6 protein-coding genes are annotated in these 11,967 nt (G+C 62.3%); 3 read left to right on the forward strand and 3 right to left on the reverse strand.

What is annotated here, in order from left to right; translation table 11 throughout:
• The first annotated feature begins 1 nt into the window (after position 1).
• Positions 2-298 (forward strand): PTS transporter subunit EIIB, encoded by a 297-nt coding sequence (locus RGV33_RS05505; RefSeq protein WP_322143408.1) that lies wholly within the window; start codon positions 2-4, stop codon positions 296-298.
• Positions 299-435: 137 nt separating this feature from the next.
• On the opposite strand, the gene mltF is transcribed toward RGV33_RS05505, so the two are convergent.
• Complete coding sequence (mltF, locus tag RGV33_RS05510) at positions 436-1,896, reverse strand: membrane-bound lytic murein transglycosylase MltF (RefSeq protein ID WP_322143409.1); 1,461 nt, start codon at positions 1,894-1,896, stop codon at positions 436-438.
• A 286-nt stretch (positions 1,897-2,182) separates the two neighbouring features.
• Between mltF and purL the strand changes: the two genes are divergently transcribed.
• Positions 2,183-6,079: a phosphoribosylformylglycinamidine synthase gene (gene purL, locus RGV33_RS05515; protein WP_322143410.1), complete on the forward strand. Its 3,897-nt coding sequence runs from the start codon at positions 2,183-2,185 to the stop codon at positions 6,077-6,079.
• 4 nt (positions 6,080-6,083) lie between these two features.
• Entirely contained in the window at positions 6,084-6,395 is a 312-nt protein-coding gene (locus RGV33_RS05520) for an NGG1p interacting factor NIF3 (protein ID WP_322143411.1), read from the forward strand.
• Positions 6,396-7,709: 1,314 nt separating this feature from the next.
• On the opposite strand, the gene nagE is transcribed toward RGV33_RS05520, so the two are convergent.
• Both nagE and ptsP read right to left on the reverse strand, forming a co-directional pair.
• Positions 7,710-9,368 (reverse strand): N-acetylglucosamine-specific PTS transporter subunit IIBC, encoded by a 1,659-nt coding sequence (gene nagE / locus RGV33_RS05525; protein WP_416152108.1) that lies wholly within the window; start codon positions 9,366-9,368, stop codon positions 7,710-7,712.
• A gap of 74 nt (positions 9,369-9,442) precedes the next feature.
• A complete protein-coding gene (gene ptsP, locus RGV33_RS05530) occupies positions 9,443-11,950 on the reverse strand; it encodes a phosphoenolpyruvate--protein phosphotransferase (RefSeq protein WP_322143413.1) in 2,508 nt (835 codons plus the stop codon).
• Between the last annotated feature and the right edge of the window lie 17 nt (positions 11,951-11,967).

Genomic DNA, 11,967 nt, shown 5'->3' on the forward strand with positions numbered 1-11,967 from the left:
CATGTTCGAGAAATTTCAGCGGGCGTTCTGGAAGGCCCTGACGCCGGATCTGGTGCTTGAAACGCCGCAGGCGGCTCCAGCAAGCGAAACACAGTTGGCACCGGCAGTGCTGAATGCGCTAGGCGGGGCGGATAATTTGAAGTCGCAGCAGCGGGTGGCACTGACCCGGGTGCGGGTGCAACTGCAGGACGCGGGGCGGTTGGATGCGCAGGCGCTTAAGGCGGCGGGCGTGCCGGGCGTGATGGTGTTGGCGGGTGGGGTGGTGCACCTGCTTACCGGCCTGAACACCGCTCTATAAATCAAAGGAGATCAAATGTGGGAGCCGGGCTTGCCCGCGATGGCGGTGTGTCAGCGATACATAGGCTGGCTGACACTCCGCCATCGCGGGCAAGCCCGGCTCCCACAGTATTTTGTGGTGTCTAGAGAATCGAGGGATTAGAGCTGCGGGGTTTCTTCCGTCGGCTTGGTCTTGTCCACACCCGGCACATGCAGGTTACCTTCCACCACCTGGTTGCCTTCCAACTGGGGCTGCGTCACCCACGTCAGAATGTCGTAGTAACGCCGGATGTTCGCCACAAAGTGCACCGGCTCACCGCCCCGTGCATAGCCATAACGCGTCTTGCTGTACCACTGCTTCTGCGCCAGGCGCGGCAGCATCTTTTTCACGTCCAGCCACTTGTTCGGGCTCAGGCCTTCTTTCTCGGCCAGCTTGCGCGCGTCATCCAAGTGGCCGGTGCCGACGTTGTACGCTGCCAGGGCGAACCAGGTGCGGTCCGGCTCGGCAATCTTGTCGTCCAGCTCATCCTTGATCTTGGCCAGGTACTTGGCGCCGCCCATGATGCTCTGCTTGGCGTCCAGGCGGTTGGACACGCCCATGGCCTGCGCGGTGTTCTGGGTCAGCATCATCAGGCCGCGTACGCCGGTCTTGGAGGTGACTGCCGGTTGCCAGAGTGATTCCTGATAACCGATGGCCGCCAACAATCGCCAGTCGACCTTTTCTTCCTTGGCGTAGGCGCGAAAGTGTTTCTCGTATTTGGGCAGGCGCTGCTGCAGATGCTGGGCAAAGGTGTAGGCGCCGACATAACCCAGTACATCGACGTGCCCGTAATAGCGGTCTTTCAGGCGTTGCAGGGTGCCGTTCTTTTCAACCTTGTCGAGGTAGTTGTTGACCTCGTTGAGCAGGCTGTTGTCATCACCCGCCGCCACGGCCCACGCCTGGTTACTGGCGTCGCCGAGGTCAAAGGCCACCCGTACGTTGGGGAAGTACACCTGGTTCATCGCCACTTCGTTGGAGTCCACCAGGGTCAGGTCGATCTGGCCTTCGTCCACCATGCGCAGCAGGTCGACCACCTCAACGGCGTCGGACTCTTCGTATTCAATCCCGGGAAATTGCTTTTTCAGCGCCGCCAGTTGCTCGGCGTGGGTGCTGCCCTTGAGCACCATGATCTTCTTGCCCACCAGGTCTGCCGCGGTGGTCGGGCGCGATTGGCCGTTGCGATAGATGATCTGCGGGGTGACTTCCAGGTATGGATGGGAGAAGCGCACCTCTTGGCGACGCTGCTCGCTGCTGACCAGACCCGCGGCGGCCAGTACCGGGCCGTTGGGTTTGCCGATCTGCGAGAACAGGTCGTCGAGGTTGTCGGCGGTCTGGATCTCCAGCTTTACACCCAGGTCGTCGGCAAACCGCTTGACCAGTTCGTATTCGAAACCGGTTTCGCCGTTACGGTCCTGGAAATACGTGGCCGGGCTGTTTCGGGTGACCACCCGCAATACGCCATCCTCCTTGATTCGCTCCAGCGTGTTGGGTTTATCCACACAGGCGCTGAGCAGCAGGAAGAGACCGGTAACGAAGAGCCATTTGGCGCATCGCGGGCGTAAAGCAGTAGGGGAGAACATCTGCGCAGTATACGCAAAGGACCCGCAGCGCCATATCTCGACAGCGGGGCACTTGTCTGCTAGCGCCCGTAAACCTTGGCTGCAGGCCGCAGAAACGGGGGTTGGCAGCCGATTGTGACGGTTAAAATAACTGCCAGGAATGGCCTATGTGGCTCTCTGATATCATGCGATTTATGCCAACTGACGTCCGGCAGCGGCCACGGGTGCCGTTTCGGGTGCCGTTGGCGACGGTTTACGCTAGAATGCACGGCCTCAAAGCACACCCCTTCCCGAGGCTGTCCCGAAGATGTTGATCCTGCGCGGCGCTCCTGCCCTTTCTGCCTTTCGCCACAGCAAACTCCTTGAGCAACTGAGCCAGAAGGTACCTTCTGTCAGTGGCTTGTATGCTGAATTTGCTCACTTCGCCGACGTTACCGGCGTTTTGACCGCCGACGAACAGCAAGTGCTGGCGCGCCTTCTGAAGTACGGTCCCAGCGTTCCCGTTCAAGAGCCCACCGGCCGCTTGTTCCTGGTCCTGCCACGGTTCGGCACCATCTCGCCCTGGTCGAGCAAGGCCAGCGACATCGCCCGCAACTGCGGCCTGGAAAAAATCCAGCGCCTGGAACGCGGGATCGCCTTCTATGTAGCCGGCCAGTTCAGCGACGCCGAGGCCGAGCTGATCGCCAGCAGCCTGCACGACCGCATGACCCAGATCATCGTCGGCCAGCTGGAACAGGCCGCCGGTCTGTTCAGCCACGCCGAGCCGAAGCCGCTGACCGCGATTGACGTGCTCGGTGGCGGCCGCGCCGCGCTGGAAAAAGCCAACACCGAGCTGGGCCTGGCCCTCGCGGAAGATGAAATCGACTACCTGGTCAACGCCTTCATCGGCTTGAAGCGCAACCCGCACGACATCGAACTGATGATGTTTGCCCAGGCTAACTCCGAGCACTGCCGTCACAAGATCTTCAACGCCAGTTGGGACATCGACGGCCAGAGCCAGGAAAAAAGCCTGTTCGGCATGATCAAGAACACCTACGTGATGCACAGCGAAGGCGTTCTGTCGGCTTATAAAGACAATGCCTCGGTCATCGTCGGCTCTGTCGCCGGCCGTTTCTTCCCGGACCCTGAAACCCGCCAGTACGGTGCGGTGCAGGAGCCGGTGCACATCCTGATGAAAGTCGAGACCCACAACCACCCGACCGCGATTGCCCCGTTCCCGGGCGCAGCCACCGGCTCGGGCGGCGAGATTCGCGACGAAGGTGCAACCGGGCGCGGCGCCAAGCCAAAGGCTGGCCTCACCGGCTTCACCGTGTCCAACCTGCAGATCCCGGGCTTCGAACAGCCGTGGGAAGTGCCGTACGGCAAGCCTGAGCGCATCGTCACCGCGCTGGACATCATGATCGAAGGCCCGCTGGGCGGCGCCGCGTTCAACAACGAATTCGGGCGTCCGGCCCTGACCGGTTACTTCCGTACCTTCGAACAATCCATCACCACCCCGCGTGGCGATGAAGTGCGCGGTTACCACAAGCCGATCATGTTGGCCGGCGGCATGGGCAACATCCGCGCCGAACACGTACAGAAAGCCGAAATCCTGGTGGGCTCCAAGCTGATCGTCCTCGGCGGCCCGGCGATGTTGATCGGCCTGGGCGGCGGCGCAGCTTCCTCCATGGCCACCGGCACCAGCTCGGCCGACCTGGACTTCGCTTCCGTTCAGCGTGAAAACCCTGAAATGGAACGCCGTTGCCAGGAAGTCATCGACCGTTGCTGGCAGTTGGGTGAGAAGAACCCGATCAGCTTCATCCACGACGTCGGCGCCGGTGGTTTGTCCAACGCCTTCCCGGAACTGGTCAACGATGGCGAGCGTGGCGGCCGTTTCGAACTGCGCAACATTCCAAACGACGAGCCGGGCATGGCCCCGCACGAAATCTGGAGCAACGAATCCCAGGAACGCTACGTTCTGGCCGTCGGCCCTGCTGACTTCGAGCGCTTCCAGGCGATCTGCGAGCGCGAGCGTTGCCCATTTGCTGTAGTGGGCGAAGCCACGGCCGAGCCGCAACTGACCGTTACCGACAGCCACTTCGGCAACAGCCCGGTAGACATGCCGCTGGAAGTGCTGCTGGGCAAAGCCCCGCGCATGCACCGCTCGGCCGTGCGTGAAAGCGAACTGGGCGATGATTTCGATCCGTCGACCCTGGCCATTGCCGACTGCGTGGAGCGCGTACTGCACCACCCGGCCGTTGCCAGCAAAAGCTTCCTGATCACCATCGGCGACCGCACCATTACCGGTCTGGTTGCGCGTGACCAAATGGTCGGCCCGTGGCAGGTTCCGGTGGCTGACGTTGCCGTCACCGCCACCAGCTTCGACGTGTACACAGGTGAAGCCATGGCCATGGGCGAGCGCACTCCGCTGGCCCTGCTGGACGCCCCGGCGTCTGGCCGCATGGCCATCGGCGAAACCCTGACCAACATCGCGGCTTCACGTATCGCCAGGATCTCCGACATCAAGCTGTCGGCCAACTGGATGTCGGCTGCCGGCCACCCGGGTGAAGATGCGCGCCTGTACGACACCGTCAAAGCGGTCGGCATGGAGCTGTGCCCTGAGCTGGGCATCACCATTCCGGTGGGCAAGGACTCGATGTCCATGGCCACGCGCTGGAACGATGAAGGCGTGGACAAGAGCGTCACCTCGCCGCTCTCGCTGATCGTCACCGGCTTTGCGCCCGTCACCGACATCCGCCAGACCCTGACCCCGCAACTGCGCATGGACAAGGGCACCACCGACCTGATCCTGATCGACCTCGGTCGCGGCCAGAACCGTATGGGTGCCTCGATCCTCGCTCAGGTGCACGGCAAGCTCGGCAAACAGGCCCCGGACGTCGATGACGCCGAAGACCTGAAGGCCTTCTTCGCGGTGATCCAGGGCCTGAACGCCGACGGTCACCTGCTGGCGTATCACGACCGTTCCGATGGTGGTCTGCTGACCAGCGCCGTGGAAATGGCCTTCGCCGGTCACTGCGGCCTGAGCCTGAACCTCGATGGCCTGGCGGAAACCTCTGCCGACATCGCTGCAATCCTGTTCAACGAAGAGCTGGGCGCCGTGATCCAGGTTCGCCAGGACGCAACGCCAGACGTACTCGCCCAGTTCAGCGCCGCTGGCCTGGGCGACTGCGTGGCGGTGGTTGGCCAGCCGATCAACAACGGTGAAATCAACATCGTCTTCAACGGCGAAACCGTGTTTGAAGGCCAGCGCCGCCTGCTGCAACGCCAGTGGGCCGAGACCAGCTACCAGATCCAGCGCCTGCGGGACAACGTCGACTGCGCCGAGCAGGAATTCGAGGTGATCCTGGAAGAAGACAACCCGGGCCTGAGCACCAAACTCAGCTTCGACGTCAACCAGGACATCGCCGCGCCTTACATCAAGAAAGGCATCCGCCCACAAGTGGCCGTACTGCGTGAGCAGGGCGTCAACGGCCAGGTGGAAATGGCGGCTGCGTTCGACCGTGCCGGCTTCAATGCGATCGACGTGCACATGAGCGACATCCTCGCCGGTCGCGTCGACCTCAACGAGTTCAAGGGCCTCGTAGCCTGCGGTGGTTTCTCCTACGGTGACGTGCTGGGTGCCGGTGAAGGCTGGGCCAAATCGGCCCTGTTCAACAGCCGTGCCCGTGATGCGTTCCAGGGTTTCTTCGAACGTAACGACAGCTTCACCCTGGGTGTGTGCAACGGTTGCCAGATGATGTCCAACCTCAGCGAACTGATCCCGGGCAGTGAGTTCTGGCCGCACTTTGTGCGTAACCGTTCCGAGCAGTTCGAAGCGCGTGTTGCGATGGTTCAGGTGCAGGAGTCCAACTCGATCTTCCTGCAGGGCATGGCCGGTTCGCGCATGCCAATCGCCATCGCCCACGGTGAGGGCCATGCGGAATTTTCCAGCGAAGAAGCGTTGCTGGAAGCCGACCTGTCGGGTTGCGTGGCGATGCGTTTCGTCGACAACCACGGCAAGGTCACCGAAGGCTACCCGGCCAACCCGAACGGCTCGCCGCGCGGGATCACCGGGCTGACCAGCCGCGACGGTCGCGTGACCATAATGATGCCGCACCCGGAGCGTGTATTTCGCGCCGTGCAAAACTCGTGGCGCCCGGAAGAGTGGAACGAAGACGGCGCGTGGATGCGCATGTTCCGTAACGCTCGCGTCTGGGTGAACTAAGTCGGTGTACAAGTTCAGCTTCTTTGTGCCCGACAGCCATGTGGAGACGGTGAAAACCGCCGTCTTCGCAGCCGGCGGCGGGCGCATCGGCAACTACGACAGCTGCGCCTGGCAGGTGCTGGGCCAGGGCCAATTTCGCGCGATGGACGGCAGCCAGCCGTTTATCGGGCAGGTGGGGCAGGTTGAAGTGGTTGAAGAATGGAAGGTTGAGCTGGTGGTGGCGGATGAGTTGATTGTGGCCGTCGTGGCTGCGTTGAAACTGAGCCATCCGTATGAGACACCGGCGTATGAGGTGTGGCAGTTGGCGGATTTTTGATTCGCTGGTTGTGAAAACAAGAAACCCGCTGGGCCTGGATGGTCAGCGGGTTTTTTGTTGGCTGTGAGGGCCTCATCGCGGGCAAGCCCGGCTCCCACATTTGACCGCGTTGCCATGGCTGGTGGCGATCAAATGTGGGGGCTGGCTTGTCGGGTCGCCGCACCGCTGCGATAGCGCCGGTCGAGCGACTCGGATTTTTCTGACAAGCCTTTCAGGTTGTCGCTCGGAACCTAACCTTCGCCAGTCGCTGCCAATTCAGTGACTGGGACTGCAAGCCCGCCGAAATTATGTTTGGCGCTCATAATCGTGGCGCTTTTCATAGCCATCGGTTTTCTGGTGGCTGTGCGCGGGAGACCTTTGGGTCTGCCGGGATGCTCCTTCCTCGGTCTTGCAGACCCGCGCACAGTTGCCACCCATCATCTGCAAGTGATGCTGGCAGCGCCTATTTTGAAGGAGCTTTACCATGATCAAAGACAGTCCAAATCCACCACTCGATTCAGCCTCGCTTCACGCCGCCGCCTGGGTCGGACGCTGGACTTGTATGAGTTGCCTGAACAGGCGGACCCGGCTTAGAAACATCTCTTCCCTACAGGCAGTAATAAACCCTGTGGTGAGCGGGCTTGCCCCGCGCTGGGCTGCGCAGCGGCCCTAAAACCTGCCACAGGGTTCTATCTGGAAAAATGCGGTGTTCTTATTGGGGCTGCTGCGCAGCCCAGCGCGGGGCAAGCCCGCTCACCACAGGCAAGCCCGCTTCACCACAGGCAAGCCTGCTCACCGCTGGACTTGTATGAGTTGCCTGAACAGGCGGACCCGGGTTAGAAACATCTCTTCCCTATAGGCAGTAATAAACCCTGTGGTGAGCGGGCTTGCCCCGCGCTGGGCTGCGCAGCGGCCCTAAAACCTGCCACAGGGTTCTATCTGGAAAAATGCGGGGTTCTTATTGGGGCTGCTGCGCAGCCCAGCGCGGGGCAAGCCTGCTTCACCACAGGCAAGCCTGCTCACCGCTGGACTTGTATGAGTTGCCTGAACAGGCGGACCCGGGTTAGAAACATCTCTTCCCTACAGGCAGTAATAAACCCTGTGGTGAGCGGGCTTGCCCCGCGCTGGGCTGCGCAGCGGCCCTAAAACCTGCCACAGGGTTCTATCTGAAAAAATGCGGTGTTCTTATTGGGGCTGCTGCGCAGCCCAGCGCGGGGCAAGCCCGCTCACCACAGGCAAGGCTGCTCACCACAAGTAAGCCCGCTCACCACAGGCAAGCCTGCTTACCACAGGCAAGCCTGCTTACCACAGGCAAGCCTACTCACTGCAATTTTGCTAGGCGCCGGTTACGGCTTCGCGGCCACTGACCAGGCGCTCCAAGGCTTCACCCAAGCCCGACGCCTTGTCACCAATCAGCAAGTGCCAAACACCGCTCTCAAGCTGACTCACACCCTGGCAACCCAGTGCCGTCAGTTGAGATTCCGACAGCACCGAACCATCCCCCAGCTCTACCCGCAACCGCGTCATCGCCACCGCGTCCAGTTGCAGCACATTGGCCCGACCGCCCAGGGCACTCAGCCATTTCTCGGCCTCGTGCACGTTCACCGGCGTGCTCTTCTCAACCGGCGCAGCAGCGACCGGAGTGACTCCAACATACGAAGGCATCGCCAACCGAATCTCATCGGCAATGCTGTCCGCCATCGGCCCGACCACCACCTGCAGGCTCCCGCCATTACCCGGCCGAACCACAGCCATGGCGCCCAGCGCTTTCAAATCGGCATCCACCGCCTTGTTGCGGTCCACCATGTCCAACCGCAGGCGCGTCGTGCAGGCACCCACGCTCAGTAGATTCTCCGCACCACCCAGCGCCCGAATATAAGCACCGGCCCGCTGGTTATCAGTCATGGCCTCAGCCTGCACGACTTGAATATCCTCACGCCCCGGCGTCTTCAAATTGAACCGGCGAATGCAGTAGTTGAACACGCTGTAGTAGATCACCGCATACGCCAGCCCAACCGGGAATACCAGCCAGCCGTTGGTGGACTTGCCCCAGCCCAGCACCATGTCGATAAACCCACCGGAGAAGGTAAAGCCCAGGTGAATGTTGAGCATGTTGGTGATCGCCATCGACAACCCGGTCAGCAGCGCATGCAGCAGGTACAGGAATGGCGCGAGGAACATGAAGGCGAATTCGATCGGCTCGGTCACCCCGGTGAGGAACGAGGTCAGTGCCATCGACAGGAAAATCCCGCCCATGATCTTGCGCCGCTCCGGCAATGCATTGCGGTACATCGCCAGGCACGCCGCCGGCAGGCCGAACAGCATCACCGGGAACATGCCGGTCATGAACTGGCCGCCTTTCGGGTCACCGGCAAAGTAGCGGGTCAGGTCGCCGGTCACTACCGCGCCTGTCGCCGGGTCGGTGAAGGTGCCGAACACAAACCACGCCATGTTGTTGAGGATATGGTGCAAGCCGGTGACGATCAGCAGGCGGTTGAACACCCCAAACACGAACGCACCAAAACTGCCGCTTTCCATCAGCAACACGCCGAAGCTGTTGATGCCTTGCTGCACGGGTGGCCAGATCAAACCAAAGATCACCCCCAGCGCCACCGCGGAAAACCCGGTGACGATCGGCACAAACCGTCGCCCACCAAAGAATGCCAGGTACTCCGGCAGTTTGATGTCCTTGAAGCGGTTGTACAGCGCCCCGGCCATCAAGCCGCTGGCAATACCCGCGAGCATGCCCATGTTGATACTGGCGTCCATCACCTTGAGGGTGGAGACCATCACCAGGTAACCAATGGCGCCCGCCAGGCCCGCCGTGCCGTTATTGTCGCGGGCAAAACCCACGGCAATCCCGATGGCAAAAATCAGCGCCAGGTTGGCGAAGATCGCCTGCCCGGCGTCGTGCATCACTGCGATGTTCAGCAGGTCGGTGTCGCCGAGTCGCAGCAGGAGGCCGGCGATCGGCAGAATCGCGATCGGCAGCATCAGCGCACGGCCCAAGCGTTGCAGCCCTTCGATAAAATATTGGTACACGGCGTGTCTCCCTGTTTTTGTTGTTTTCAGCACAGCGGCCAGTGGTGTTGACAGGCTTGGCGAACGGCTTTGGCGCTGCTCAGGTTAAGCAGGCCTTGGCTCAGTTGCCGGCATTGGGCTGCGTCCAGGTGGCGGACACGGTCCTTGATTTCTCCGATTTGCGGCGGGCTTACAGACAGCTCGCTGATGCCCAGGCCGATCAGCACTGGTGTGGCCAGCGGGTCGGACGCAAGCGCGCCGCACACACCGACCCAGCGGCCATGCTTGGCGGCGCCGGTGCAGGTTTGGGCGATCAGGCGCAGCAGCGCCGGGTGCATGGCGTCGACCCTCGCGGCGAGGCCGGCGTGGTCGCGGTCCATGGCCAGGGTGTACTGGGACAGGTCGTTGGTGCCGATGGACAAAAAGTCTGCATGCTCGGCCAGTTGTTCGGCCATCAGCGCGGCGGCAGGCACTTCGATCATCACGCCCAGCTCTGGGCGCTGGGTCAGTTCAAGCTCGGTGCACAGTTCATCGAGGCGCTGGCGGATGTGCAGCAGTTCGTCGACTTCACTGACCATTGGCAGCAGGATTCGGCAGCGCTCCAGCGGCGACACTTGCAGCAGGGCGCGCAGTTGCTGGTCCAGCAGTTCCGGGCGTACCTGGGCCATGCGAATGCCGCGCAGGCCCAGCACCGGGTTGGTCTCAAACGGCAGCGGCAAATAGTCGAGTTGCTTGTCGCCGCCGACGTCGATGGTGCGGATGATCACGGACTTGTCGCCCATGGCGTCCAGCACGGCTTGATAGGCCTGGCGCTGCTCCTGCTCATCGGGCGCGGTGCGGCGGTCGACGAAGAGGAATTCGGTGCGCAGCAGGCCGACGCCATCGGCACCGTTCTCGAAGGCCAACTGGGCTTCGGCGCTGGAGGCGACGTTCGCCGCCACTTCAATCCGCACGCCATCTTGAGTACTGGCGGTGCCTTGAGCCTGTGCGTGTTGCTGCTGGCGCCGCAGTTTCTGGGCGTCGCGCAACTGGTGAACCTGGGCATGGCGCGCATCATCCGGCGTCAGTTCCAGGCGACCGTTGGCGGCATCCAGCACTACACGCTGGCCTTGGGGCACATCGAGCAACTCGGTGCCCAGCGCCACCACGCATGGCAAGCCTTTGCCCCGCGCCAGAATCGCTACATGAGAGGTCGCGCCACCCTCGGCCATGCAGATGCCGGCGGCGTGTTGCTTGCTCAGTTGCAGCAGGTCCGAGGGGGTCAATTCATGGGCAGACACGATAGCGCCCGCCGGCAATTGGAAACTCCAGGCCTCGCCCAGCAGCGCCCGCAGCACCCGTTGTTGCAAGTCACGCAGGTCGTTGGCGCGTTCGGCGAACAGCGGTTTGCCGAGGGCCAGCAATACCGCACATTGGGCCTGGATCGTATCGCGCCAGGCGTGAGTGGCGGCGCTGCCATGTTCGATGGCGGTGGTGGCGGCTTCCAGCAACGTCGGGTCTTCCAGCAGCGCCAGGTGGGCGGCGAAGATCTCTTCTTCCTCGATATCCTTGCGCTGGCGGGCCTGGTCCAGGGTGTGGCGGATTTCTGCGCGCACCTGCTCCAGGGCACTGTCCAGGCGCTGCAATTGTTCATCCGGGGCGTTGTTGCCCGGGTCCTCCGGCAGCTCGATTCCGTTCAAGCGCAACAGCGGGCCGCAGACCAGGCCCGGCGCGGCGCAGACGCCCTGCAGCACACCGGCTTCGGTATTCGCGCGGCGCGCAGCGACGGCCACCGGGGCGTGATGCGCTTCGCCAACCGCCACCGACAACGCGGCGATCAGCGCCTGGAGCGCGGCTTCACAATCTTTGCCGCGACAGGTGACCTGCACCTCGTCCTGCTCGCCAATTCCCAGCCCCATCAAGCCGATCAAGCTGTCGCACGACGCCGTCTTGCCGGCGAAATGCAGCTGCGACTGGCTGCTGAAATCCTGCGCCGTCTTGCGGACCAATGCGGCGGGGCGCGCATGCAGGCCGCCACGGTGGGTGATGCGAATCGTCGCGCTGGTTTCGGTGATCGACTCATCAATCACTTTCGCGGCGCCGGCCAAACGCGCCACCACATGCAGCAGCGGTTCGCCGACCTTCACCGATTTCAGGGTGACCGGCTGCAGCTCAAACAACTCGCTGTTGGTCAGGATGATCAGGCTGACCAGGCTTTTGCACTGCCGCGCAATCAGGTCCAGGTCAAACTGCACCAGCGCCTGGCCCTGGCTGACCCGCGCGCCTTGCTTGACCAGCAACGCAAAGCCTTCGCCATTCAATTCCACGGTGTCGATGCCCACGTGCATCAGCAGTTCTGCGCCGTTATCGGCACGAATGGTCAGCGCATGCCCGGTGCGGGCGACATGGAGAATCACGCCGTCGCACGGCGCATGCAGGCAATCGTTGAGCGGGTCGATGGCAATGCCGTCGCCCATGGCGCCACTGGCGAACACTTCGTCGGGAACGTTGCCCAGGGTCAGCACCGGCCCGCTGAGGGGGGCGCTGAGGGTGAGGTCTTTATTGTTGTGGGACATGGGCACGGTACTCATCA

Source organism: Pseudomonas sp. Bout1, from assembly GCF_034314165.1.
Taxonomy (GTDB): domain Bacteria; phylum Pseudomonadota; class Gammaproteobacteria; order Pseudomonadales; family Pseudomonadaceae; genus Aquipseudomonas.